At 68.3% G+C, this 24,749-nt stretch carries 26 protein-coding genes; 16 read left to right on the forward strand and 10 right to left on the reverse strand.

Annotation, left to right across the window (positions count from 1 at the left end):
• Nucleotides 1–15 precede the first annotated feature (15 nt).
• Both leuB and ACU5AX_RS11420 read left to right on the forward strand, forming a co-directional pair.
• Entirely contained in the window at nucleotides 16–1,065 is a 1,050-nt protein-coding gene (gene leuB / locus ACU5AX_RS11415; RefSeq protein WP_446691016.1) for a 3-isopropylmalate dehydrogenase, read from the forward strand.
• Nucleotides 1,062–2,159: a glycosyltransferase family 2 protein gene (locus ACU5AX_RS11420; RefSeq protein WP_198354993.1), complete on the forward strand. Its 1,098-nt coding sequence runs from the start codon at nucleotides 1,062–1,064 to the stop codon at nucleotides 2,157–2,159. The genes leuB and ACU5AX_RS11420 overlap by 4 nt, the downstream gene beginning before the upstream one ends.
• Before the next feature lie 295 nt (nucleotides 2,160–2,454).
• Here the strand turns inward: ACU5AX_RS11420 and ACU5AX_RS11425 are convergent, their stop codons facing one another.
• Entirely contained in the window at nucleotides 2,455–3,690 is a 1,236-nt protein-coding gene (locus tag ACU5AX_RS11425; protein WP_446691017.1) for a phospholipid carrier-dependent glycosyltransferase, read from the reverse strand.
• A gap of 97 nt (nucleotides 3,691–3,787) precedes the next feature.
• On the opposite strand from ACU5AX_RS11425, the gene ACU5AX_RS11430 reads away from it, so the two are divergent.
• Genes ACU5AX_RS11430 through ACU5AX_RS11445 form a run of 4 tightly spaced genes read left to right on the forward strand, consistent with a single transcriptional unit; the run spans nucleotide 3,788 to nucleotide 6,741 of the window.
• Entirely contained in the window at nucleotides 3,788–4,993 is a 1,206-nt protein-coding gene (locus ACU5AX_RS11430; RefSeq protein ID WP_446691018.1) for a trans-sulfuration enzyme family protein, read from the forward strand.
• Nucleotides 4,990–5,403, forward strand: coding sequence for a Co2+/Mg2+ efflux facilitator ApaG/CorD (gene apaG, locus ACU5AX_RS11435; protein WP_446691019.1), 414 nt, complete (start codon nucleotides 4,990–4,992; stop codon nucleotides 5,401–5,403). Before ACU5AX_RS11430 ends, apaG begins: the two co-directional genes overlap by 4 nt.
• A gap of 10 nt (nucleotides 5,404–5,413) precedes the next feature.
• On the forward strand, nucleotides 5,414–6,226 hold the full coding sequence (locus tag ACU5AX_RS11440; RefSeq protein ID WP_446691020.1) for a LysR family transcriptional regulator: 813 nt from the start codon (nucleotides 5,414–5,416) through the stop codon (nucleotides 6,224–6,226).
• Complete coding sequence (locus tag ACU5AX_RS11445; RefSeq protein WP_446691021.1) at nucleotides 6,223–6,741, forward strand: GNAT family N-acetyltransferase; 519 nt, start codon at nucleotides 6,223–6,225, stop codon at nucleotides 6,739–6,741. Before ACU5AX_RS11440 ends, ACU5AX_RS11445 begins: the two co-directional genes overlap by 4 nt.
• Before the next feature lie 94 nt (nucleotides 6,742–6,835).
• Here the strand turns inward: ACU5AX_RS11445 and ACU5AX_RS11450 are convergent, their stop codons facing one another.
• Together ACU5AX_RS11450 and ACU5AX_RS11455 are read right to left on the reverse strand one after the other, a co-directional pair.
• A complete protein-coding gene (locus tag ACU5AX_RS11450) occupies nucleotides 6,836–8,143 on the reverse strand; it encodes a serine hydrolase (protein ID WP_446691022.1) in 1,308 nt (435 codons plus the stop codon).
• Complete coding sequence (locus tag ACU5AX_RS11455) at nucleotides 8,101–8,955, reverse strand: ABC transporter permease (RefSeq protein WP_446691023.1); 855 nt, start codon at nucleotides 8,953–8,955, stop codon at nucleotides 8,101–8,103. The genes ACU5AX_RS11450 and ACU5AX_RS11455 overlap by 43 nt, the downstream gene beginning before the upstream one ends.
• A 66-nt stretch (nucleotides 8,956–9,021) precedes the next feature.
• Between ACU5AX_RS11455 and ACU5AX_RS11460 the strand changes: the two genes are divergently transcribed.
• The gene (locus tag ACU5AX_RS11460; RefSeq protein ID WP_446691024.1) at nucleotides 9,022–9,681 is read left to right on the forward strand and encodes a GcrA family cell cycle regulator; all 660 of its coding nucleotides are present in this window, start codon (nucleotides 9,022–9,024) and stop codon (nucleotides 9,679–9,681) included.
• A 101-nt stretch (nucleotides 9,682–9,782) separates the two neighbouring features.
• Here ACU5AX_RS11460 and ACU5AX_RS11465 read toward each other — a convergent pair whose 3' ends face one another.
• Complete coding sequence (locus ACU5AX_RS11465; RefSeq protein ID WP_446691025.1) at nucleotides 9,783–10,562, reverse strand: SDR family oxidoreductase; 780 nt, start codon at nucleotides 10,560–10,562, stop codon at nucleotides 9,783–9,785.
• A 205-nt stretch (nucleotides 10,563–10,767) separates the two neighbouring features.
• Between ACU5AX_RS11465 and parE the strand changes: the two genes are divergently transcribed.
• On the forward strand, nucleotides 10,768–12,750 hold the full coding sequence (gene parE / locus ACU5AX_RS11470; RefSeq protein WP_446691026.1) for a DNA topoisomerase IV subunit B: 1,983 nt from the start codon (nucleotides 10,768–10,770) through the stop codon (nucleotides 12,748–12,750).
• A gap of 39 nt (nucleotides 12,751–12,789) precedes the next feature.
• Here the strand turns inward: parE and ACU5AX_RS11475 are convergent, their stop codons facing one another.
• Nucleotides 12,790–13,050: a hypothetical protein gene (locus ACU5AX_RS11475; protein ID WP_198355005.1), complete on the reverse strand. Its 261-nt coding sequence runs from the start codon at nucleotides 13,048–13,050 to the stop codon at nucleotides 12,790–12,792.
• A 434-nt stretch (nucleotides 13,051–13,484) separates the two neighbouring features.
• Here ACU5AX_RS11475 and ACU5AX_RS11480 point away from each other — a divergent pair, with 434 nt between their 5' ends.
• The 6 genes from ACU5AX_RS11480 to queE all read left to right on the forward strand — a co-directional run bounded on the left by ACU5AX_RS11480 (nucleotide 13,485) and on the right by queE (nucleotide 19,526).
• Nucleotides 13,485–14,501 (forward strand): hypothetical protein, encoded by a 1,017-nt coding sequence (locus tag ACU5AX_RS11480; RefSeq protein WP_446691027.1) that lies wholly within the window; start codon nucleotides 13,485–13,487, stop codon nucleotides 14,499–14,501.
• Between the two features lie 110 nt (nucleotides 14,502–14,611).
• Nucleotides 14,612–15,802: an aspartate aminotransferase family protein gene (locus ACU5AX_RS11485; protein WP_446691028.1), complete on the forward strand. Its 1,191-nt coding sequence runs from the start codon at nucleotides 14,612–14,614 to the stop codon at nucleotides 15,800–15,802.
• A gap of 191 nt (nucleotides 15,803–15,993) precedes the next feature.
• Nucleotides 15,994–16,911: an ornithine carbamoyltransferase gene (gene argF, locus ACU5AX_RS11490; protein ID WP_446691029.1), complete on the forward strand. Its 918-nt coding sequence runs from the start codon at nucleotides 15,994–15,996 to the stop codon at nucleotides 16,909–16,911.
• A gap of 137 nt (nucleotides 16,912–17,048) precedes the next feature.
• Nucleotides 17,049–17,948, forward strand: coding sequence for an Hsp33 family molecular chaperone HslO (hslO, locus tag ACU5AX_RS11495; protein WP_446691030.1), 900 nt, complete (start codon nucleotides 17,049–17,051; stop codon nucleotides 17,946–17,948).
• A gap of 239 nt (nucleotides 17,949–18,187) precedes the next feature.
• Nucleotides 18,188–18,886, forward strand: coding sequence for a 7-cyano-7-deazaguanine synthase QueC (queC, locus tag ACU5AX_RS11500; RefSeq protein WP_198355012.1), 699 nt, complete (start codon nucleotides 18,188–18,190; stop codon nucleotides 18,884–18,886).
• 7 nt (nucleotides 18,887–18,893) lie between these two features.
• The gene (gene queE / locus ACU5AX_RS11505) at nucleotides 18,894–19,526 is read left to right on the forward strand and encodes a 7-carboxy-7-deazaguanine synthase (protein ID WP_446691031.1); all 633 of its coding nucleotides are present in this window, start codon (nucleotides 18,894–18,896) and stop codon (nucleotides 19,524–19,526) included.
• A 56-nt stretch (nucleotides 19,527–19,582) separates the two neighbouring features.
• Here the strand turns inward: queE and ACU5AX_RS11510 are convergent, their stop codons facing one another.
• The 3 genes from ACU5AX_RS11510 to lipB form a co-directional block, all read right to left on the reverse strand.
• Nucleotides 19,583–20,323, reverse strand: coding sequence for a hypothetical protein (locus ACU5AX_RS11510; protein ID WP_446691032.1), 741 nt, complete (start codon nucleotides 20,321–20,323; stop codon nucleotides 19,583–19,585).
• A 214-nt stretch (nucleotides 20,324–20,537) separates the two neighbouring features.
• Entirely contained in the window at nucleotides 20,538–20,807 is a 270-nt protein-coding gene (locus ACU5AX_RS11515) for a hypothetical protein (protein ID WP_198355016.1), read from the reverse strand.
• Between the two features lie 100 nt (nucleotides 20,808–20,907).
• The gene (gene lipB / locus ACU5AX_RS11520; RefSeq protein WP_446691033.1) at nucleotides 20,908–21,597 is read right to left on the reverse strand and encodes a lipoyl(octanoyl) transferase LipB; all 690 of its coding nucleotides are present in this window, start codon (nucleotides 21,595–21,597) and stop codon (nucleotides 20,908–20,910) included.
• Nucleotides 21,598–21,706: 109 nt separating this feature from the next.
• On the opposite strand from lipB, the gene ACU5AX_RS11525 reads away from it, so the two are divergent.
• The gene (locus tag ACU5AX_RS11525) at nucleotides 21,707–22,540 is read left to right on the forward strand and encodes a DUF7847 domain-containing protein (protein ID WP_446691330.1); all 834 of its coding nucleotides are present in this window, start codon (nucleotides 21,707–21,709) and stop codon (nucleotides 22,538–22,540) included.
• Complete coding sequence (locus ACU5AX_RS11530) at nucleotides 22,537–23,298, forward strand: hypothetical protein (RefSeq protein WP_446691034.1); 762 nt, start codon at nucleotides 22,537–22,539, stop codon at nucleotides 23,296–23,298. Before ACU5AX_RS11525 ends, ACU5AX_RS11530 begins: the two co-directional genes overlap by 4 nt.
• On the opposite strand, the gene ACU5AX_RS11535 is transcribed toward ACU5AX_RS11530, so the two are convergent.
• Together ACU5AX_RS11535 and hemF are read right to left on the reverse strand one after the other, a co-directional pair.
• Nucleotides 23,271–23,870 carry a GNAT family N-acetyltransferase gene (locus tag ACU5AX_RS11535; RefSeq protein ID WP_446691035.1) on the reverse strand — a complete coding sequence of 200 codons (600 nt, stop codon included), beginning with the start codon at nucleotides 23,868–23,870 and terminating at the stop codon, nucleotides 23,271–23,273. The two genes, ACU5AX_RS11530 and ACU5AX_RS11535, sit on opposite strands and share 28 nt — an antisense overlap.
• A complete protein-coding gene (hemF, locus tag ACU5AX_RS11540) occupies nucleotides 23,861–24,703 on the reverse strand; it encodes an oxygen-dependent coproporphyrinogen oxidase (protein ID WP_446691036.1) in 843 nt (280 codons plus the stop codon). Before hemF ends, ACU5AX_RS11535 begins: the two co-directional genes overlap by 10 nt.
• Nucleotides 24,704–24,749: the final 46 nt, after the last annotated feature.

Here is a 24,749-nt window from a genome sequence, read left to right on the forward strand (position 1 = left end):
TGAAGAGGGACAGCGATGGCGCTGGTAGCAATCCTGGCCGGCGACGGCATCGGCCCAGAGGTGACGGCCGAGGCGCGCCGCGTGCTCGAGGCGCTCGACCTCGGCCTGACGTTCGAGGAGGCGCCGGTCGGCGGCGCCGGCTATGAGGCGGCGGGCCATCCGCTGCCGCCCGCGACGCTGGCGCTGGCGCAGCGTGCCGATGCGGTGCTGTTCGGCGCGATCGGCGATCCCCGCTACGAGCGGCTGGAACGGCATCTCCGGCCCGAGGCGGCATTGCTCGGTCTGCGCAGCGCGCTCGGCCTGTTCGCCAATATCCGCCCGGCGACGATCTTCCCGGCGCTGACCGATGCGTCCAGCCTCAAGCCGGAGGTGGTCGACGGCCTCGACATCGTCATCGTCCGCGAGCTGACCGGCGACGTCTATTTCGGCGACAAGGGCCAGCGCGCCACGGACGGAGGACTGCGCGAGGGTTATGACCTGATGCGCTACGACGAGGAGGAGGTGCGGCGTATCGCCACCGTCGGTTTCGAGATGGCGCGTCGCCGCAAGAGGCGGCTGTGTTCCGTCGACAAGGCCAATGTGCTCGAGACGTCGCAGGTCTGGCGCGACGTGGTGGTCGAGCTGTCCGCGCAATATCCCGACGTCGCGCTGCAACATATGTATGTCGATAACGCGGCGATGCAGCTCGTTCGCGCACCTAACCAGTTCGACGTCATCGTCACCGGCAATCTGTTCGGCGATATCCTGTCCGACCAGGCGAGCATGTGCGCCGGGTCGATCGGTATGCTGCCCTCCGCCTCGCTGCGCGCGTGGAGCGGCGACAATGGCATGTACGAGCCGATCCACGGCTCCGCCCCCGACATCGCCGGCCAGGGCAAGGCGAATCCGTGCGCGGCGATCCTGTCGGCGGCGATGTTGCTGCGCCACTCGCTCGACGACGAGGAGTCCGCGCAACGGATCGAGGCGGCGGTGGCGAGCGCGCTGGATCGCGGCGCGCGCACCGCGGACCTCGGCGGCGACCTGTCGACCCGCGCGATGGCGGACGTGATCCTCGCCCAGCTATGAGCGACCTGCTCGAGATCGCGGTCGTCATCCCGACCTTCAACGAGCGCGCCAACGTGCCGGTGCTCGTCGCGAAGCTGGACCAGGCGCTGGTCGGCCGCAAATGGGAGGCGATCTTCGTCGACGACGACAGTCCCGACGGTACGGCGGATGCCGCGCGCGAGCTCGGCCGGCTCGACGCCCGCGTCCGGGTCATCCAGCGCATCGGCCGGCGTGGCCTGTCGTCGGCCTGTATCGAGGGCATGTGCGCCACCGCCGCACCGGTGGTGGCGGTGATCGACGGCGACCTGCAGCATGACGAGACGCTGCTGCCCAAGATGCTCGACCTGCTCCAGCGTGACGGCGACCTCGACGTCGTCGTCGGGTCGCGCTTCGTCGACGGCGGCGGCACCGGCGATTGGGATCGCGACCGCGTCGCCAAATCGGCCTTCGCGACCAAGCTGTCGCGCCGCGTGCTCAAGGGCGATCTCAGCGACCCGATGAGCGGCTTCTTCGCCATCCGGGCCGAGGTCGTGCGGCGGCTCGTCCCCGAACTGTCGGCGATCGGCTTCAAGATCCTGCTCGACCTGATGACGACGTCGCCGCAGCCGCTGCGCTTCGCCGAACTGCCCTATACGTTCCGCGTGCGGACGGAGGGGGAGAGCAAGCTCGACCACGTCGTCGCGATGGAATATCTGATCGCGCTCTACGACCGGATGTTCGGCCATGTCGTGCCGGTCCGCTTCGCGATGTTCTCCGGCATCGGCGTGCTCGGCGTCGGCGTGCACATGGGCGTGCTGGGCCTCGGCATGATCCTCGGCGCCTCCTTCCTGCTGGCGCAGATCCTCGGCGCGATGGCGGCGATGACGTTCAACTTCTTCCTCAACAACGCGCTGACCTATCGCGACCGCCGGCTGAAGGGGTTCCGCCAGATGCTCGACGGCTGGGTGTCGTTCTGCGTCGTCTGCTCGGTCGGCCTGGTCGCCAACATCGGCATCGCCGCCTTCCTGCACGACTTCCGCAACGGCGGTGCGGCGGCGTCGGCGCTGATCGGCATCCTGGTCGGCGCGGTGTGGAATTATGCGCTATCGTCGAAGTTCGTCTGGGGGCGGTACTGAGCGGCGTTCCGGCCCATTCTGTCATTCCCGTGCAGGCGGGAGTCCAGAGACGCTGACCCTCGTGACCGAAAGCCAAACCTGCGCGTCTGGATCCCCGCCTCCGCGGGGATGACGAATGGTGGGCATGAGGCGTTTTCCTACAAGCCGCGCCCTGTGCTAGCCGTCAGTCGGCAGCCCCGCTGCCGGCTCTTTGCACCGTCCAGATCATGACCGGCATTCACGTTTCGCCGAGGAGTGTGAAATACCGCGTTCAGGCGTCAATTCTGTCAAGACTCGCGCAGAAAACCCTGCCTTGTCAGATCCAGCTCGCGAACCACGTCCAGCGATGGAACGCCCCCGGCCCGCTGAGCGCCGTCGCGGCAAGGATCGGGAAGAAATGCACGAACAGCACCGCCGCGGCGAGTAACAGTCCCTCGTCCCAATAGGTCAGCCGCCGGCGCCAGTGATCGACCACCGCGGCCAGCACCACCGCCAGCCAGATGCTCGACAGATAGTAATAATAATAGAAGCCGAGCGATTTGGGGATCACCGCCCACATCGCGACGCTGGCGATCCACAGCAGCGCCGCCAGGCCCGGGGCGACGGCGCGGTCGCGCGCGCCCGCCCACAGGCCGGCGACCACCGCGACCAGTCCGCCCCACATCACCACCGGATTGCCGAGCAGCAGGATGCCGCGCTGCGCATCGTCGGCGCGCTCGTACAGATACCAGATCGGCCGATAGTCGAACGGCCAGCTGTACCAGGCCGACTGATAGGTATGCGGCGGCAGCACCTGCGTCTGTTGGCGATACATATCGAGCTGGAACGGGATCAGCCGCGCCAGCGTCATGGGATCGTTGGTGTAGAGGAAGGCCGGCCAGAAGGTCGCGGCATAGGTCAGGGTGCTGGCTGCACCCAGCACAACCAGCGCGGGCAAGGCCGGCAGCCCGGCCCAGCGGTCGGGGCGGCCGCGTCGCAGCCACAGGAATCCTGCCCCGACCAAGGCGAGATAGGGCAGCGCCGTCCATTTGGTGCCGACGGCCAGGCCGAGCAGCACGCCACCCGCGATCCAGCGCCGCCACGCCGCGCCTGTCGTCTCCGCGCGCATCGACCAGAGCAACGTCGCCAGGCCGGTCACGACGAACGCCGCCATGAATCCGTCGAGCATCGCGATCCGCGCCTGCACGAAGACGGTGAAGTTGAGCAGCGTCAGCAGCGCGCCGATCGTCGCGCTGCGCAGCCGGCCGAGGCCCAGCCACAGGATCGCGAACACGCCGACCACCACCGCCGTCCCGGCCAGCGTGGAGGCGGCGCGCCAGCCGAGCGGATCGTCGCCGAACAGTCGCATGCTCGCCGCGATCAGCGTCTTGCCGAGCAGGGGGTGTTCGATGTTGCTCGGACCAATCAGCCCGGCGAGGATGCGTGCCGCCGGGACATAATGGACCTCGTCGAAGACGAGCTGGTGCGGCACCGTCAGCCGCCAGCTGAACAGCATTTGCGCGACAAGGCCGATGGCGGCGGCGACGGGCAGGGGGCGGGCTAACGATCGCACCCTATGGTTCTTCCCGCTGCACAGGCGCTTGGCAAGCCATGGGCTTAGCCGCACGCCCTTGCGAGCGCGGCTCCGGTCCGGCAAAGCGCTTGGCATCATGAAGCGCAAGGCAGGCCAGGACCCCTCGATCACCCAGCATTGGCGCCCCGCGACGCTCGCCGTCCGCGGCGGCACCGCGCGCAGCGAATATGGCGAGACGAGCGAGGCGCTCTTCCTCACCTCCGGCTACACCTACGACCGGGCGGCGGATGCCGCGGCGCGGTTCGCCGGCGAGCAGCAGGGGATGACCTATTCCCGCCTGCAGAATCCGACCGTCGAGATGCTGGAGAAGCGCATCGCCCTGCTCGAAGGCGCCGAGGCGTGCCGCACCATGGCGAGCGGCATGGCGGCGATGACCGCGGTGCTGCTCTGCCAGTTGCAGGCGGGCGACCATCTGGTCGGCGGCCGCGCCGCCTTCGGCTCGTGCCGCTGGCTGACCGACACGTTGCTGCCCAAGTTCGGCATCGCCACCTCGATCGTCGACGCCCGCGATCCGCAGCAATTCCTCGATGCGGTGCGGCCGGAGACGAAGGTGTTCTTCTTCGAGACGCCGGCCAATCCGACGATGGACGTGGCCGATCTGGCGGCGATCTGCGGCATCGCGCGCGAGCGCGGCATCACCACCGTCGTCGACAATGCCTTCGCCACGCCGGCCTTGCAGCGGCCGATGGACTTCGGCGCCGATGTCACCGCCTATTCCGCGACCAAGATGATGGACGGCCAGGGCCGCGTCCTCGCCGGCGCGGTGTGCGGGACGGAGGATTTCATCACCAACACGCTGCTGCCCTTCACCCGCAACACCGGCCCGACGCTGTCGCCGTTCAACGCCTGGGTGGTGCTGAAGGGGCTGGAGACGCTCGACCTCAGGATCATGCGCCAGTCGGAGAGCGCGCTAACGGTCGGCCGCTTCCTCGAAGGGCGGGTGCCGCACATCCTCCACCCCGGCCTGCCCAGCCATCCGCAGCACGAACTGGCGATGCGCCAGATGCGCGCAACCGGCCCGATCTTCGCCTTCGAAGTGGCGGACCGCGCCCAGGCGCATGGCTTGCTCGACGCGCTGACGCTGATCGACATTTCGAACAACATCGGCGATTCCCGCTCGCTGATGACGCATCCCGCCTCCACCACCCACGCCGGCGTGTCGGCGGAGACGCGCAGCGAGATGGGCGTGACCGAGGGGATGCTGCGGCTCAACGTCGGGCTCGAGGACCCGCAGGACCTGATAGACGATCTCGACCAGGCGCTGCGCCAGGTCGGCCTGTGATCGCCGCCGGCGTCCAGAGGCTGTTCCCGCATGCCGCGACGACGGACGGGGTCACCGTGCGCGTCTCGGTCAGCTATCTTGCCGATCAGTCGGAGCCGGGCCGCGGGCGGTGGTTCTGGGCCTATCACATCCGCATCGAGAATGATTCGGTGCAGCCCGTGCAATTGCTCACCCGCCATTGGGTGATCACCGACGGCCGCGGCGCGCGGCACAGCGTCGAGGGCGAGGGCGTGGTCGGCGAACAGCCGCTGATCGTTCCCGGCGCCAGCTACGATTACGTCTCCGGCTGTCCGCTGGCGACGCCAAGTGGTGCGATGCAGGGCAGCTACCGCATGGTCGGTGGCGACGGCGCAGAGTTCGACGTCGCCATTCCCCGCTTCGCGCTGAGCGCCCCGGCGGTAGAGATCTGAGCCGCCGGCGATGAAGCGGACGCACCTTCCCCTCAACGGCATGCGCGTGCTTGACGCCGCGGCGCGCCACCTGTCCTTCACCCGTGCCGCCGACGAATTGGCAGTGACCCCCGCCGCGGTCGGGCAGCAGATCCGCGCGCTGGAGGACACGCTGGGCGTGGTGCTGTTCCGCCGCACGACGCGGGGACTGGAACTGACGCCGGAAGCGGAGGCGGGGCTCGCCCCGCTGCGCGACGGTTTCCTGCAGTTCGAGGAAGCCGTCCGCGCGATGCAGGCGGGCCAGTCGTCCAAGTCGCTGACCATCGCGGCGCCGCGCGACGTCACCGAAAAGTGGCTGATGCCGCGCCTCGCGGGGATCGCCGCTGCCGATCCCGACCTGCGCTTCATGCTCGTCGCCGCCGACAGCCATGGGCCGGCGGCGGCGATCGACTTCACCGAAGCCAACCTCGATCTCGCGCTTCGCTGGGGCGAGGGGCCCGGCGAACATGAGGGCGAGGCGATCGAATCGGACGGCATGATCACCGTCGTCGCGCCGGGCAGCGGCAAGGCGGGCGAGGCGACGATCGGCTGGCCCGGCGGTCCCGATCCGGAGGGGACGACGCTGGTCCGGGTCGGCGATGCCGGTCTGGCGATCGACGCCGCGGCGGCCGGCCTCGGCCGGGCGACCGTGCCCGAACTGCTCGCCGCTGCCGACATTGCGGCGGGACGGCTGGTCGCGATCGGCGAGCCGCAACCGTCGCGCTTCGGCTATTGGTTCGTCGCTCCCCTGCCGCAATGGCGCCAGGCCAAGGTGCGGGCGCTGGTCGACGCGCTGACCGCGTGATCCCGATCCTCGCCACGGCGCGGCTGACATTACGGCCGCGAGTGGCGACCGATGCGGCGGCGCTGTTCCCGACGATGCGCGATCCGGCGGCGATGACCTGGTGGTCGCGGCCGCCGTTCACCGACGTCGCGGAGCTGGCCGATCATTTCGCGATGCGCGACACCGGGCCGTGGCGTGCCTGGGCAATCACCCGGACGGGCGACGACACGGCGATCGGCTTCGTATCCGCCGGCGCCCGTCGGCCCGGCGTCACGGAGATCGGCTATCTGCTCGCGCAGGACGCTGCGGGACAGGGGATCGCGGCGGAGGCGGTGTCGGCGGTGATCGACCGCCTGTTCGTCGAAGGGGATCGCCGCGTCTTCGCCGATACCGATCCCGAGAATGGCCGGTCGATCGCGTTGCTCCGCCGCCTCGGCTTCACGCTGGAGGGGCGGCTGCGCGGGGAGTGGGAGACGCATATCGGCGTGCGCGACACCCTGCTCTTCGGCCTGCTGCGGGAGGAATGGCGCCGCTGAGCAACCGGCAATGCCGGGGGAGGCTGCTCGCCAGCCTCGTCCTGCTGGTGCGTTCCCGCCGGTCGGGCCGCCACGCGCGTTGAGCCGCGCTGATCTATCGTGTGACCTGCGCCAGCGCGCGTGTGACCAGTGCTACGAAGGCGGCGTCGTCGACCGCGGCGTCGCGGCGATGCCAGTCGCCGACCACGGCATACCAGCGGCCGTCCTGCGTCTCGGCCAGCAGGTTGAGGGCGATCACCCCCGGTTCCGACCCACCCTTGAAGCCGACGTAGCGGAAACGCGCGGCGGTCGTCGGGTCGATCCCCGGATTGACCGCCAGGATCGCGCGCACCACCGGCCCCGCATCGCGCAGATGTGCGAGCAATCGCGCCATGTCGCGCGGCGCGGCGAACCATTCGACCGCGTCATTGGCGACCGGGCCTGATGAGAACATCATCGCATCGATCCGCTCACCGGCAATTCGCGCGGCCTGCGCCGTCAGCAAAGCCCGACGCGCCGGGGCATCGGCGCCGGTCCAGGCGGCGGTGAGCGCCGGATCGGCCTTGATCGCGAAGGCCTCGCGCGTGGTCAGCACCGGTCCCGCGGCGCCGAAGCGCGCCGCCATCGCATCCACCTCGCGCCGGCCGAGCACGCCGATCAGCGTATCGGTCGCGGTATTGTCGCTGATCGCGATCATCAGCGTCGCCAAGGTCTGCAACGTCACCGGCGTGCCGCGCGGCCAGCCCTGCAGGATGCCCGAGGGCAGCGATGGCACACCGACCGGAACCACCTCGTCCCAGCGATGCCGGCCCGCCGCCACCTGACGCGCCGCCTCCGCCAGCACCCACAGCTTGAACGCGGAGCCGATCGGTGCTGGCGTCGCGTCGTCGATGGCGAGCGTGGCCTTCGGCGTCGCGCCCGCGAGGGCATAGACGCCAAGGCGGGTGGCGCCGGGCAGGGCGGCCAGATCCTTGGCGAGCGCGGCGGCGCTGTCGTCGGCGCGCGTGGTGCCGGTGATGCGCAGCCCGGTGATCGCATGGGGCGGGGCGGGATCGACCGCGATCAGCATCGTCGCGGTGCCGCGGTCGTAGGCGACCTCGACCGTCGCGGCGAAACGCCCCCGCGGCGTCAGCGACGCGATTCGCCGCGGCGCGCCCAAGGTATCGGCCAGCTGCTTCGTCAGCGGCGTCCACTGGCCGAGCGGCACCGCCTGGCGGAAGACGGGGGCAAACAAGCTGTCATAGCCCGGACCGCCGGCGAGCAGCGGCAGCAAGGCCTCTGCCTGCGTCCGCACCGCCGGGTCGGCCGCGACCGCTTCGGTCGGCGGTGTCTGTGCGGCTGCGACGCTCGGCGCGAGTCCGGCGAGCGCCAGCGCAGCGATCAGTTCTTGAGCTTCCAGCCTTTGCGTAAGAGCAGATAGCATGTCACCCCCAGCACCACGTCCGCCGCGAGGATCGCGACGCTGCCGACCATGATGGGCGAATCGGCGGTGCCGAGGAAGCCGTAACGGAAGCCGGAGATGATGTAGAAGAAGGGATTGGCGTGGCTGAATGCGCGGAAGGCGGGGGCGAGCCGGTCGACCGAATAGAAGGTGCCCGACAACAGCGACAGCGGCGCGATGACGAAATTGGTCACCGCCGCGGCATGGTCGAACTTCTCCGCCCAGATCGACGTCAGCACGCCCAGGAAGGCGAGGAAGCCCGCGCCCAGGAAGCCGAACCATAGGATCGCCAGCGGATGGGCCGGCGTGACGTGGACGCCGGGATAGAGCGCCATCGCGCACCAGCAGATGAAGCCGACGATGAACGCCCGCGTCATCGCGCCGCCGACCAGCGCGGCGAGCAGTTCGGCGGTCGACAGCGGCGGCTGCAGGTAGTCGACGATCGTGCCTTGGATCTTGCCGACGAGCAGCGAGAAGCTGGCGTTGGCGAAGGCGGGCCCCATCATCCCCTGGCTGATGATCAGGCCGGGGGCGATGAAATCGGCGAAGGGGATGATCGTGCCGCCGACCTGCACCGGGCTTTTCGCGCCGGTCGCGATGGTAAAGACGATCAGGAACAGCAAAGTCGTGATCGCCGGCGCCCATACCGTCTGGAGCTGCACCTTGAAGAACCGGCGCACCTCCTTCACATAGAGGGTCTTCAGGCCGCCCCAATTGACGTTCCGGATCACCGGAACACCGGGTGCGGACCGGATCGCCGAAGGAATTTGGCCGATTGGGGGCTGGCTGCTCATGGCCGATGCGGGTAACCGCAGCGACTGCCGCCCGCAACCCGGCTGACGTGTTAACGAGGGAAGACCATGTCCTGGACCGACGAGCGGATCGATACGCTCAAGACGATGTGGGAGGCGGGGCAGACCGCCAGCCAGATCGCCGATGCGCTGGGCGGCGTCAGCCGCAACGCGGTGATCGGCAAGGCGCACCGGCTGGGCCTGCAGTCGCGCCCGTCGCCGGTCAAGCCGAACGAGCCGGAGGCCAAGGCGGCGTCCGAACCGGTCGCGGCCGTCGCCGCGCCACCGGCCCCGCCCGCGCCGGAGCCCGAGGTGGAGGCCGCCGCCGAGGAACCGCCGTTCCGCGACGAGCCGGTCGCGCCGCCGACGCCGGAACCGGTGCGCGACCCGCAGCCGGTGCTGCGTTCGGTCGGCCCCGGCGGCTTCGTCCGCCAGTCGCCCGGCGAGCAGGCGCCGCCCGCCACCCCCGCGCCGCCGCGCCGGCTGGTGCCGGCCAAGCCCTCGCCCGAGATCGCGGGCAAGACGACGCTGCTAGATCTCAACGACCGTATCTGCAAATGGCCGCTCGGCCATCCCGGCGAGCCCGACTTCCATTTCTGCGGCGAGAAGGTGAACCCCGGCTTCCCCTATTGCGTCGCCCATTGCGGCCACGCTTATCAGGCGCAGCTGCCCCGCCGCGACCGTCGCCCGCCGCCGCCGCTGCCGTTCGGCGGCCCGCGCGTGCGCTGAAGCCAAGCTTCAGCGCCGCGGTCTGCGGGCCGGCACGGCCACGAGCCGCGTCCGACGTCATGGGAGTTACTCCCATGACGGGCTACGCTGGCATTCTTGCGTCAACCCGGCGCCGCGGCGGAGCCTGCCAGCAGCCCCCCGTCAATGGTGATTTCCGGCCCGGTGACATAGGTGGCTTCGTCGGACGCCAGCGTCACCGCTACCGCCGCGACCTCCTCGGGCAGGCCGAAGCGCCGCAGCGGCGTGTCCGCGACCAGGGCCTGCATCCGCGCTTCCCGGTCTGCGCCATCACCCAGCATCGGCTCCCACATCGGCGTCAATATTGCGGCGGGATGGATCGAGTTGCAGCGGATTTGCCAGCCTTGCTGCGCACAATAGAGCGCGACCGTCTTGCTGTGGTTGCGGATCGCCGCCTTGGATGAAGCATAGGCCGCGGCGCCGGGAATGCCGACCAGCCCCGAACGGGACGAGATGTTGATGATCGATCCGGCGCCCGCCGCCTTCATCGCGCCGATCGCATAGCGGCAGCCGAGGAAGGTGCCGTCCAGGTTGATCCGATGCACCGCCCGCCAATCGGCGAGACTGGCATGTTCCGGATCGTGTCGCGTCATACCGGATTCGAATCCCGTGACGCCGGCATTGTTGACCACGACGTCCGCCACCGGGACGCAGGCGGCCAGGCGCGACCAATCGCTTTCCTCTCCGACATCGAGGGGCTCGAACCGGCAGCCGATCGCCGTGGCCGTCGCAGCGCCGGCAACATCGTCGATATCGGTGACGACGACGGTCGCCCCTTCGTCATGGAAGCGTTGGGCGATCGCGCGGCCGATACCGCGCGCCGCGCCGGTGATGACGCACGTCTTGTCTTTCAGTCGTTGCATGATGGTCTCGTAACCAGAGGTCGACCGGCGGCATCGGCCGCCTGCGGATGTTCGGCCGCGTCAGCGGTCTCGCTGGATCATGTCGAGCGCTCCTCCGTACCGGCGCTAAGATAGAACATCGGCCTTGCAGCCGCAAACCGGTCGACAGGGCGCCAATCCGGCCCGCACCTTGCCCTTCGCGCCCCCGTACCCCATACGTTCGCACATGGCCGACGATCTGTTCGCTTCCAACGCTTCCACCCAACAGAATTACGATGCCTCCTCGATCGAGGTGCTGGAGGGGCTCGAACCTGTCCGCCGTCGCCCCGGCATGTATGTCGGCGGTACCGACGAGCGCGCGCTGCACCATCTCGCCGCAGAGGTGCTCGACAATGCGATGGACGAGGCGGTCGCCGGTCATGCGACGCGGATCGAGGTGACGCTGGAGCCGGGCAACCGGCTGACCATCGTCGACAACGGCCGCGGCATCCCGGTCGATCCGCATCCCAAATTTCCCGACAAGTCGGCGCTGGAGGTGATCCTCTCGACGCTCCATTCCGGGGGCAAGTTCGCCGGCAAGGCCTATGCGACCAGCGGCGGCCTGCATGGCGTCGGCGTTTCGGTGGTCAATGCCCTGTCCAGCGAGACGGTTGTCGAGGTAGCGCGCGACCGGCAGCTCTATCGCCAGCGCTTCAGCCGCGGCCAGACGCTGGGTGCGCTCGAGCATGTCGGCGCGGCGCCCAACCGGCGCGGCACCTCGGTGACCTTCGTGCCCGACGTCGAGATCTTCGGCCCCGAACTCGGCTTCAAGCCCAAGCGGCTCTACCAGCTCGCGCGGTCGAAGGCCTATCTCTACGCCGGTGTCGAGATCCGCTGGAAGTGCGCGCCCGCGCTGGTCGAGGGCAGCGATACGCCGGCCGAGGCGGTGTTCCAGTTCCCCGGCGGCCTCGCCGATCATCTCAAGGAGCAGATCGGCGCCCGCGAATGCGCCACCACCGACTTCTTCGCCGGGCGGCAGGATTTCCCCGGCGAGCAGGGCCGCGTCGAATGGGCGGTCGCCTGGCCGTTGTGGAGCGACGGCAGCTACAGCTGGTATTGCAACACCATTCCGACCCCGGACGGCGGCACGCACGAACAGGGTCTGCGCCAGGCGCTGGTCCGGGGCCTGCGCGCCTTCGGCGAACTGGTGAACCAGAAGAAGGCGAAGGACATCACCGCGGACGACGTGATGATCGGCAGCGAGCTGATGCTCAGCGTCTTCATCCGCGATCCGCAGTTCCAGAGCCAGACCAAGGACCGGCTGACCAGCCCGGAGGCGGCGGGACTGGTCGAAAAGGCGGTGCGCGACCATTTCGACCATTGGCTCGGCCACAATATGGAGCGCGGCAAGGCGCTGCTCGGCTATGTGCTCGACCGGATGGACGAGCGGCTGCGCCGCAAGGCGGAACGCGAGGTCAAGCGCAAGACCGCGACCAGCGCGCGCAAACTGCGCCTGCCCGGCAAGCTGACCGACTGCGCCGCCGACAGCCCGGAGGGCACCGAGCTGTTCATCGTCGAGGGCGATTCGGCCGGCGGCTCGGCGAAGCAGGCGCGCGACCGCAAGACGCAGGCGATCCTGCCGATCCGCGGCAAGATCCTCAATGTCGCCAGCGCGACCAGCGCCAAGATCCTGGCGAACCAGGAAATTGCCGATCTGATCCAGGCTCTGGGTTGTGGTACGCGCAAGGACTGCCTGCCCGACAACCTCCGCTACGAGCGGATCGTCATCATGACCGACGCGGACGTCGACGGCGCGCATATCGCGACGCTGCTGATGACCTTCTTCTTCCAGGAAATGCCGGACCTCGTCCGGCGCGGTCACCTCTATCTCGCTCAGCCGCCGCTCTATCGTCTGACCGCGGGCGCCAAGTCGCTCTACGCCCGCGACGACGCGCATCGCGCCGAGCTGGAGCGCACCGCGTTCAAGGGCAAGAAGGTCGAGGTCGCACGGTTCAAGGGGCTGGGCGAGATGAACCCGCAGCAGCTGCGCGAAACCACGATGGACCCGAAGACACGCGGCATGATCCGCATCACCCTGCCGCAGGAATATGAGGAGCGGGCGGGCGTCAAGGATCTGGTCGACCGGCTGATGGGCAACAATCCGGCCCACCGCTTCGCCTTCATCCAGGAAAATGCCGCACGGCTGGACGAGGAAGCGATCGACGCGTGACGGGGCTCCGCGGCGCGGGCCGCGGAGCCGGGTCGCCCCTCACTTGACGACGAAGGTCACGCCCTGCGCTTCCCAGTCGGCGCGGGTCTGGCACAATGTCTGCGGCATGTCCTTGGTCGCCTTGCTGCCCAGCGTCGTCTTGGGCATGCAGAGACGGCCTTCCTTGTTATCCATCATCTTGGCGGTCATCGTGATTGTCGCCGGCGCCTTGCTGCGTGCGAAGGCGGGAGCGGAAGCGCCGGCGGCCAATGCGATGGCGGCGGCGAACAGGGCGGGGCGGGCGAATGCGGTACGGGTCATGATGAAGGTCCTCCTGCGATCGATATTTGGTCCGAGCTTGCTGCCCGGTACCTGATGCACTGCATTACCCATGCCAAACACCTAAGATGCTGTAATACAAAGATTATGCCTATTCCGTGGCTAAGCGCCTTGGGCGGGAAGACCAGAAAGTGGCGGCTGTCGCCAAGCATCGGCGGCCTGTTCATGGTTGGGCGGTCAGTCACCTGTTGCGCGGGGGCCTCTCGCTTGCCGTCCCTTTTTGAGGTATGAACATTTAAAAGCAGGGAGTGTTGATCGTGATGCTAGCAGCATTTCTTCTCTTGCAGACAGTTGTCGCGGCACCATCCAGCCCGGGCAACGCCGATGATGAAGTCGTCGTCACGGCGACACGTCTGGCCGGTGCGAAGCATGCCTTGGACGCATGCATCGCGCAGCAATGCCCACCGAACAAGGAAATGCGCGCAGCACTCAGCTACGCCAACGAACAGTTTCTCGCCGGCGACTATCCTGAAGCCCTGCGCACCATTCGCATGTCGCGCAGTCGCAACGACCATTTTGCTGCGCAATTTCCCTATGAAGTGTCCGATCTTGCCCGGGCGAGTTCGGTCCTGTCATCTTACGACGGTCGGATCATGGCGTCGCGGATCGACGCGCGATCGGCCACGGATGCGTTGCGGGCAGGCCTGAAGGCGACCGATCCGATCATTCAAGTTCAGCGTCTCGAAACGGCGGATCGGATGCTGTTGAATGACGGGGGCGATCCGGTCGTGCGCCTCAATATGGCCTTGGCCATCTACGACGAGGTTGCCGCCAAGGCGCGGCAGCTCGGGAACGTGCCGGTGGAGGGGCATGCGCTCTTCCGCAAGGCATCCGTCCTGACCGAAGTTGCCCGCGACCAGCCTCTTTATAAGGATCGGGCGCTACGGGCGATTGCAGCGCTGCGTGACCATGACGGGGCCGCGTTCGCGCCCTTCCGCAGTGCGGGTCTGATGCTGCAAGCCCGGATCGCGGCACGCAGCGGCAAGGGGGAGGCGGCGCGGCAATTGCTCATGACCCTCCCTGCCGACGAACGGCGCTCGCCCTTGTTGGTCGACGAGCCGTTTCTCGATTTGACCGGTTACCAGCTTCAGGGCAGCACGATCGACGATCGTCCGCAATGGGCGGACGTGGGCTTCTGGGTGCGGCCGGACGGATCGGTCGATGATGTCGAGGTCGTCCAGCGATCCGCTGCCGAACCAGGTGCCTGGCTGCGGGCGAAGATGGCCAATGTCGCCAAGCGCACCTATGCGCCGCTCCCCGTCGGCGCCGATTCGCCCGGCGTCTACAGGGTCGAACGCTATTCGATGATCTTCGATCGTACGCCGGGTTTCGGCCGGGTTCCGATCCGCTCGGATGCCGGGCGTCTGATGACCATGGATGTGACGACGGCGCGGCCGGGTGGCCTCGGCGATGCGACGGTGCCCGTGTCCTGACGGTCTGATCGCGACGCGGTGTTGATTCGCCGCATCGCTTGCCGGTATGACGATATCGGGCGGTCCGCGAACGGGCCGCCCTTTCTCGTTTGGAGAAGAGGAGACGTCCCGTGACCATTGCCCCCCTGATGCCCGTCTATCCGCGGTGCGGGGTGCGACCGGTGCGAGGCGAAGGCTGCTACCTGATCGCCGAGGACGGCACCCGCTATCTCGACATGGCCGCCGGCATCGCCGTCAATGCATTGGGTCACAGCCATCCCAAGCTGATCGAGGCGATCCAGCGGCAGGCGGCGACGCTGATGCATGTGTCGAACCTGTACGGCAGTCCGCAGGGCGAGCATTTCGCGCAGCGGCTGGTTGACGCCACCTTCGCCGACACGGTGTTCTTCACCAACTCGGGCGCCGAGGCGGTGGAATGCGCGATCAAGACCGCGCGCCGCTACCATTATGCCAACGGCCATCCGGAACGGCATGACCTGATCACCTTCAACAATGCCTTCCACGGGCGTACGCTGGGGACGATCTCGGCGACCAACCAGGCGAAGATGCGCGACGGCTTCGAGCCGCTGCTGCCGGGCTTCAAATATGCGCCGTTCGACGATCTCGCGGCGGCGTTGGCCTTGGTCGACGAGCATACCGCCGGCTTCCTGGTCGAACCGATCCAGGGCGAGGGCGGCCTGCGCCCGGCGAGCGAGGCGTTCCTGAAGGGATTGCGCCAGGCGTGCGACGAGCACGGCCTGCTGCTCGTGCTTGACGAGGTCCAGTGTGGCTACGGCCGGACGGGCACGTTCTTCGCGCACGAACTGTACGGCGTCACGCCCGACATCATGGCGTCGGCCAAAGGCATCGGTGGCGGCTTCCCGCTCGGCGCCTGCCTTGCCACGGCGGAAGCGGCCAAGGGCATGGTGTTCGGCACCCACGGCTCGACCTATGGCGGCAATCCGCTGGCGATGGCGGCGGGCGAGGCGGTGCTCGACGTGATCCAGGAGCCGGGCTTCCTCGACCATGTCACCGCCATGGGGCAGCGGCTGCGCCAGGCGCTCGAGCAGATGATCCCCAATCACGACCATCTGTTCGAGGAGGTGCGCGGCCATGGTCTGATGCTCGGCCTCAAGCTGAAGACCGATGCGCGCCGCTTCGTCGGCTTCCTGCGCGACGAGCATCAATTGCTCACCGTCTCGGCGGGCGACAATGTCGTGCGCCTGGTGCCGCCGCTGGTGATCGACGAAAGCCATGTCGCCGAATGCGTCGAGAAGCTGAGCGCGGCGGCGCGGGTCTACGTGCCGGTCGCCGACGATTGATCGATTGCCCTCTCCCGGTGGGAGGGGGATTTCGGGTGAACAGCGCCCCGTACTGTTCGGGACATGCCGGTGGCTGTCCGACCCGACCATAGCCCGCGTCGCGAGCGTGGGGAGGGCGGCACCGACGCAGCGCCGCTCTTCCTCCCTGCGCTTCGTGGCTCCCTTTGCGGGAGGGGACAGAAGGATCGACGATGCGCCATTTCCTCAACCTGACCGATGCCGGCGCCGATGGGGTCGCGGCGATGCTGGCCGACGCCATCGATCGCAAGGCGGCACGCGCCGGCTGGCCGAAAGGCCGCGTCGATGCCGACGCGCCGCTCGCCGGCCATGTGCTGGCGATGATCTTCGAGAAGAATTCGACCCGCACCCGCGTGTCGTTCGACATGGCGATCCGCCAGCTCGGCGGCATGTCGATCGTGATGGACGCGGGCTCGATGCAGCTCGGCCGCGGCGAGAGTATCGCCGACACCGCACGCGTGCTGTCGGGCTATGTCGACGCGATCATGATCCGCACCGACGACCATGCCAAGGTCGAGGAGATGGCGCGCTATGCGACCGTCCCGGTCATCAACGGCCTCACCGATGCGTCGCATCCCTGCCAGATCATGGCCGATCTGCAGACGATCATCGAAAGCGGCAAGGCGCTGCCCGGCCTCAAGGTCGCCTGGCTCGGCGATGGCAACAACGTCCTCGCCTCGATCATCGAGGCGGCGGGGCTGATGCAGTTCGACGTCGTCGCCGCCTGCCCGCCCGGCTTCGCGCCCGGCGCGGCGGACATCGCGCTCGGCCACGGCCGCGCCCGCGTCGTCGGCACGGCGGCGGAAGCGGTCGCCGGGGCGGATATCGTCGTCACCGACACCTGGATCTCGATGGGGCAGGCGCATGCCGAGGAGAAGCTGGCGGCGATGATGCCCTTCCAGGTCGATGCGGCGCTGATGGCGCAGGCCAAGCCGGACGCCAAGTTCCTCCACTGCCTGCCCGCGCATCGCGGCGAGGAAGTGGTGGATGCGGTGATCGACGGCCCGCAGTCGCTGATCTGGCCGGAGGCGGAGAACCGCCTGCACGCGCAAAAGGCGGTGCTGCGCTGGGTCTTCGGACAGGTGGGATAGCACGGCATCTGCCGTCACGTCCCTCGACATCGCCGCGAACACGGGAATGACGGAACTGGGAGGGGCGGTCATCGGGTACGAGCCACCCGCGGAACCGCCCACTGTTCAATCCGCTCCCGAGCCCCCATCTTGACGCGATGCAACAGACCGTGACGTTCGACCTCGATCGCGCTTTGGCGTTCGCGATCCCATCCCGCTCGGCCCGCGGCCGCTTCGTGCGGCTGGGGCCGGCGCTCGACCAGGTGCTCGCCGCCCACGCTTATCCGCCGGCGATCGAGGCACTGCTTGCCGAGGCGCTGACGCTGGTCGCGCTGCTCGGCTCGACGCTGAAGGATCCGCAGGGACAGCTGACTATCCAGACGCGGACCGACCGTGGCGCGATCAACCTGATGGTCTGCGACTATCGCGGTGGCGAGGTGCGCGGCTATATCCAGTATGACGCCGACAAGCTCGCCGGCCTGCCGGAGAAGCCGACCCTGTTCGCGCTGTTCGGCGAGGGGTATCTGGCGATCACCTTCGACCTCGCCACGACGGGCGAGCGCTATCAGGGGATCGTGCCGCTCGACGGCGCGACGCTGGCCGAGGCGGCGCAGAGCTATTTCATCCAGTCGGAGCAGATTCCCAGCTTGGTCCGCGTCGGTATCAGCCGCAAGGACGGCCACACGATCGCGGGGGGGCTGTTCCTGCAGCATCTGCCGGAAGGCGAGGTCGGGCGTGAGCGGCTGCACACGCGGCTCGATCATCCCGAATGGGAACATGTCGCCGCGCTCGGCGAGACGATGGGGGCCGACGAGCTCGCCGACCCGACGCTCTCGCTCGAGACGCTAATTTGGCGCCTGTTCAACGAGGAGGAGGACGTGCGCGTGCTGGCGGAGACGCCGCTCTCGCGCGGCTGTCGCTGCACCGGCGAATATATCGCCGGCGTGCTGTCCAAGTTCACGGTCGAGGAACGTCGCGAAATGGCGGATGAGAACGGCCTGATCCAGGTCGATTGCGCCTTTTGCGCCACCAAGTTCCCGGTGCCGGCGGAGGCCTGAGCGGTTCATCGCAGACGGGCCACCGCTCGTCCTACGCTGTGCCCTCGCAAAAAAAAATTTGGCGCAACCTCATGGCGTTAATCGGTCTTTTACCATCTCGTGCTAGACAGCGGGGGTGCAAACTCCTGCGGTGAGCACGCTTTTCTCCCAAGCGAGCAGCAATGCTCTCCCTCGAAGGGCCGCGCATGCGTGCGCGGCCCTTTTCTTTTGGTCGAAACTGGCCTAGCCGCGGCCGGATCATGACACGCCATCCTGCTGCGGTCGTGCTCGTCTCCGGCGGGCTCGACTCGATGATCTCCGCCGCCAGCGCGCGCGAGGCGGGCTATCGCCTGCTCGCGCTGTCGATCGACTACAATCAGCGTCACCGCGTCGAACTCGCCGCGGCACGTCGCGTCGCGCACGAGCTCGGTGCCGAACGGCATATCGTGCTGCCGATGGACCTGTCCGCGTTCGGCGGTTCCGCGCTGACCGACGACATCGCCGTCCCCAAGGATGGTGCGGGGACGGAGGCGGGTGGCGGCATTCCCGTCACCTATGTGCCGGCGCGCAACACCATCTTTCTCAGCCTCGCACTCGGCTGGGCCGAAGCGGCGGGCGCGCGGGATCTGTTCATCGGCGTCAATGCCCTCGACTATTCCGGTTATCCCGACTGCCGTCCCGAATTCATCAAGGCGTTCGAAGGACTGGCGGAGATCGCGACCAAGGCGGGCGTCGAGGGATCGCCGTTCCGCATTCACGCGCCGCTGCAGGACATGACCAAGGCCGACATCGTTCGCGAGGGCCAGCGGCTGGGCGTCGACATGGGGCTCAGCTGGTCGTGCTACGATCCGGCGCCGGGCGGCGTACACTGCGGCCTGTGCGACAGCTGCCGCCTGCGCTCACGCGGGTTCGAAGAGGCCGGCATCCCCGATCCGACAGTCTACGCAACGCGGGCGTGAGGCGGCGATGAGCTATGCGGTCAAGGAGATGTTCCTGACGCTACAGGGGGAGGGGGCGAATGCCGGCGCGCGCGCCGTGTTCGTCCGCTTCGCCGGATGCAATCTCTGGAGCGGGCGCGAGGCGGACCGGGCGACCGCGGTCTGCCGCTTCTGCGACACCGATTTCGTCGGCACCGATGGCGTCGGCGGCGGCCGCTTCGCCGATGCGGCGGCGCTGGTCGCAGCCGTGGAAGGGCATTGGGGCGAGGGGCGGGATCACCGCTTCGTCGTGCTGACCGGCGGCGAGCCGATGCTGCAGGTCGACGATGCCCTGGTCGAGGCGCTGCACGCTGCCGGGTTTCGCATCGCGATCGAGAGCAACGGCACGCTGCCCACGCATCCCGGCATCGATTGGGTATGCATCAGCCCCAAGGCGGGCAGCACGGTGGTCCAGCGCTCAGGCGACGAACTGAAGCTGGTCTGGCCGCAGGCGGGCAGCGACATCGACGCACTGGAAGGCTGGGACTTCCGGCATCGATTGCTGCAGCCGCTCGACGATGCCGATCACGCCGCGCATGTCGAGACGGCGATCGCCTTGGTCATGGCGCGACCGCAATGGCGGCTGACCCTGCAGACCCATAAGATGCTCGGACTGCGCTGACCCGCAGCAGCCCGGAAGCCGTGCGCCGGCGGGGCGGGCCCGCCGGCGGCATGGCGTCAGCGCAGCGCGGTCTGCGCGGCGGCGGGGGCCGCACTGGTCGCGATCGTGCTGGTCGATACGGCGGCGGGCGGCCAGTTGAAGGCGCCGCACTTCTTCACCACCCAATCGCCCTTCTTGTTCCAGCAGATCGGGTCGAACCGCGGCTTGGACGAATAGTCCCGGCCGAGGATGCGTGAGAAATGCTGCTCGCCATAAGGCACCAGGCTGGCACGCAGTTCCGGCAGATGCTGGGTGGCGAAATCGGTGAAGCCGCCGCGCGGCACGAAGGTGGCGTCACGGCCCAGCACGCTCGCCGTCTGGCAGAAACCGATCTTGCCCGGCACTGCCGAGAAGCCGGAATAGAGGCGCGTGCCGAACTGGTCGAGCGCGGCCAGCCCGGCCTTGGGCGTCTTGTTGTTGCGCGCGAAATATTTGGTCAGCGTCGTCCACACGCCGTCCAGCTCCGCCTTATGATCGGTCAGGATGGCATTGTAGTTCTGCGGGGTCAGCAACGTCGGTTCGAACTGGCACTGCAACGCAGCGGCATTGAGCGCGGCACGCATGTTCCACGCAACGATCGCGCGCTTTTCGACATCGGTGGCGCCGGGCAGCGCTTCGCTGATCCCGGTGGGATCGCCCTTCAGCGTGTCCGTGCGGAAATCGTGCGAGCGCAGGAAGAATTGGGCAGAAGCAGGCGTCGCCAGCATCGCGGCCAGTGCCGCGCCGCCGACCGCCAGCGCGATACGCAACTGGATCATGACTAAGGGTTCCTCCCGAAGCGGGTCTGTTATGGCACGCCAAATACAGGAATCCGCAGGTTTCCCCAATCCCCCATTTACTATTTGCGACGATCCGAGGCGACGAACCGGGTGACGCAGTCGTCAGGCCGAGTGTGGCCGGTGGAACCAATAGAAAAGGCCGCCCGGTTGCCCGGACGGCCGTTTCGTACGTGTAACGAACCCTTGCGGGTTATTACATCGCGTTGGTCGTGGTCGCCGACGTGTCGTTCGACATCATGGTGTCGTTCGACATCATCGTGTCGTTGGCCATCATGCCACCGTTCATCGAACCGTCGACGGCGGTCATGTTGTCCGACATGGTGCCCATGTCGTCAGTGCTGTTCATGTCGGTGACCATCGTGTTCTCGGTGGTGGTCTCCGTCTTCGGGCCGCAAGCCGACACGGCGAGCGCGGCGCCGGCGATCAGCGAGCCGGTCAGGACCTTGGAGATGATTGCACGCATTGGAAGCTCCCTAGATAGAGGATTTGGACGGCTTGCTGGCCCCTAATACCCAAATCACAGTGGACATTAGTCGTATAATGCCTGCCTCTCAACCCTCGTTTTATAGGGGACAAGAAAGAGTTTCGAGGAACGACCGGGCGCTCAACGCCAGCGCGGCGTCAAAGGTTTCCATGGGGATAGGCCGGTTGAGCGCGGCGAGGCTGGTGACCGGATAGTCGGGCAGGCCGCACGGCACGATCCCGCCGAAATGGGTCAAGTCGGGCGCGACGTTGACCGCGAAGCCGTGCAGCGTCACCCAGCGCCGCACGCGCACGCCGATGGCACCGATCTTCGCCTCCGGCTCGCCCGGCGCCGCCCCGTCGCGCGTCCAGATACCGACGCGGCCTTCCGCGCGGAAGGCGGTGACGCCGAGCTGCGCCAGCGCCGCGATTACCCAGCCTTCGACGCCGTGGACGAAGCAGCGCACGTCGCGTCCGCGCTTGTTGAGGTCGAGGACGAGGTAGCCGATCCGCTGACCCGGCCCGTGATAGGTATATTTGCCGCCTCGGCCGGTGGCATGGACTGGGAAGCGCGGGTCGATCATCTCGGCCGGATCGGCGCTGGTGCCGGCGGTATAAACGGGCGGATGCTCGAGCAGCCAGATCAGTTCGCGCGCCTCGCCCGCGGCGACCGCGGTGGCCCGCGCCTCCATCTCGGCGAGCGCCTCGGCGTAGGGGGTCAGGCCGGGGCTCACCCGCCATTCGATATCGTGCAGGCCGGCGGGCCCGGCGGCCATCGTGTCGTCGGTCATGATCCGTCACGCATGGGGATCGATGCGACGCGATGCAAGCCGGTGCGATGGTCAAGCCGCGCGGCTTAGGCTAGGCCGCGCGGCAGGGCAGGCAATGCGGGGACGCGTGATGGTCAAGATGAGCAATGTGTGGGACCGCAGCACCGAGGTGCTGTCGGGGCGCGGCGGCATGCTTGCCGGCATCGCGATACCGACGCTGTTCGTGCCGGCGGTGCTGCGCGCCTTGTGGGCGCTGGCGACGGCGCCGGTGCCCGGCACGGCGGCCGGGCCGGCTGCGGCGCTGGTTGGCGGACTGCTGGCCATCGTCATCGCGCTGATCTCGCTGTGGGGCCAATTGGCGCTGATTGCCGCAGCAAGCGACCCGGCCACGCAAGCGGCGGACGCGCGCCATCTCGCCACCGCGCGTTTCCTGCCGGCGCTGGGGATTGCCGCGCTGTTGGTCGCGGTGCTGACCGTGCTCGCGTTGCCGCCGGCGGTGCTCGCGATCCAAGCCGGCTTCGACTTCACCGCACCCGCCGGTGCGCCGCAGCCGGTCACCATGGCACCAGGCACGGCGATCGGCCTGTCGCTCTACCTGGTGGTGCTGGGACTGGTGATCCTGTTCGTCGGTGCGCGGCTGGTTCCGCTTTATGCCGTGGTGGTCAACGAACGCCGCGGTCTCGGCGCGATCGCCGAAGCCTGGCGGCTGACCCGCCGCCATACCTGGCGGATCGTCGGCGTGCTGCTGCTCTGGGGGATCGTGCTGCTGATCGCGACCTGGGCGGCGCAGGCGGTGGTCGGCACCGTCTTCCGGCTGGCGCTGGGGGCAGGGGCGCTCAATGTCGTCGCCTTCCTGGTCGCGGTCGTCGGCGCGGCCGTGTCGACGGTGTTCAGCGTCATCGCCATCGTCTTCACCGCCCAACTGTACGTGGCGCTCGTCCGCCGCGCCCGGCCCGCCGCATGACGACGCCTGCCGCCGGCCCGAGCTTCGCCGGCCTGCTGACCGACGCCTGGGCCTTGTTCCGCCGCGACGCCGATTTGCTGCTGCGCGCGGCGGGCCTGTTCCTGTTCGTGCCCAGTTACGCGCTGGTGCTGCTCGTCGCGCCCTTCCCGATGCCCGACGCGACCATCGCCGACGCGCAGGCGCGGGCGCAGAGCTGGATGACCGCGGTCGACGGGTGGATGGGCGACTACGGCCTCGGCTGCACCCTGGCCTATCTCGCCACCTATTTCGGCATCGCACTGCTCTACGTGCTGTTGCTTGACCCCGCCCGGCCGACGGTCGGGCAGGGATTGCTGCGCACGCTGCGGCTGTTCCCCCGATTCCTGCTGGCGATGCTGGTCGTCGCCATTCCGTCCGGCGCCGGCCTGTGGCTGGTGCTGCTGCCCGGCCTGTGGCTGATGAGCCGGTTCCTGCTCGCGGGACCGATCCTGGTCGCGGAGGCGCCGGTCGGCGCGCTCGCCGCGGTCGGCCGCTCGTGGCGGCGGACGCGCCGCGCGCAACTCGCGCTGCTCGGCGCCACTGCCTTCCTCTATCTCGCCGCGATGCTGGCGGGGCAGCCGTTCCTGATGTTCGCCACCTACCTCGGTGAGGGTGCGCAGGGGCAGCCGATCGCCGTGGCGATGGTCGATGCACTTGCGGCGGCGGTCGCCACCGCCGCGCAACTCGGCGGCGCGATGATCGCGGTCGCCGCCTATCGCCGGCTGGCCGTCGCCAGATAGGGGATGTGCGGCGCCGCGCTCGCCGGTAGCAGGCCGAGCGCACGCGGATCGGGGAAGGTCTCGATCGTCCGCGACACCGCGACGAAGCCTTGCGCGCGGTAGAAATTGAGCGCGGACGGATGGTCCAGCGTGCAGGTATGCACCCACACCTTGCCGATCCCGGGTCGCCAGGCGCGAGCCATCGCCTCCGCCATCATCCACCGGCCGTGGCCCCTGCCGGCCAGCTCCGGCACCAACCCGAAATAGGACAATTCGCAGCTCCCGGCGGCGCGAAAGTCGAGCTCGACCATGCCGACCTCGATCCCCTGCGGATCGACCGCCGCGAACACCGCCACGCGCGGATCGTGGATGGTCGCGGTCAGCGTCGCATCATCCATCGCCAACCGCGAATACCACAGCCACGGGCCGCCGACCCGCGCGAACAGCAGGCGATAGCGGGCCGGATCGGGCGCCGGCCAGCCGACCAGCCGCAGCGGCGAGGTGGGAAGCGGGCGCAGCGGCGGCCGTGCCGGCATCTCCAGCGTGGTCACCACCGTCGCCAGCTGATCCGGCGCGACCGGCGTCAATCCCATGTCGCGACCGGCGGCAGGCTCATCAGAATCGCATCGACGTTGCCGCCGGTCTTGAGCCCGAACAGCGTGCCGCGATCGTAGACGAGGTTGAATTCGGCATAGCGTCCCCGCCAGGCGCGCTGCGTCGCCAACTGCTCCGCATCGAACGGCAGGCCCATGCGCCGGCGGACGATGCGCGGATAGATCGCCAGGAACGCCTCGCCGACCGCACGGGTGAAGGCGAAATCGGCGTCGAACCCGCCTTCCAGATGATCGTAGAAGATACCGCCCACGCCGCGATGCACGCCGCGATGGGGAATGTAGAAATAGTCGTCGGCCCAGGCCTTGAAGCGCGGATAATAGGCCGGATCATGCGCATCGCAGGCGGTCTTCAGCGTGGCATGGAATGCCTCGGTGTCCTCCGCATAGGGAAGCGGTGGGTTGAGGTCGGCACCGCCGCCGAACCAGCGCTTGGTGGTTACCAGGAAGCGGGTGTTCATATGGACCGCCGGGACATGCGGATTGGCCATGTGCGCGACCAGGCTGATGCCCGTCGCGAAGAAGCGCGGATCGTCACCGGCGCCGTGGATCGTCTTGCCGAACTCGCTGTCGAAGGTGCCGCCGACGGTAGAGACGTTGACCCCGACCTTCTCGAAGACGCGGCCCTTCATCACGCCGCGCACGCCGCCGCCGCCGGGCTCGCCCGACGGATCGGCCCGGTCCCAGGCGATATAGTCGAAGGCGGCGTCGGATCCGGCCTCGCGCTCGATCGCCTCGAACTCGGCGCAGATCCGCGTCCGCAGGGCTTCGAACCATTGGCGCGCGGCCATTTGCTGCTCGTCGAGTGCGATCATGGGCCGGGCTTTAGGCAAGTGGCGGCGGGAATTGAAGCCGCGGTGG

It is taken from the genome of Sphingomonas benefaciens (genome assembly GCF_052907485.1).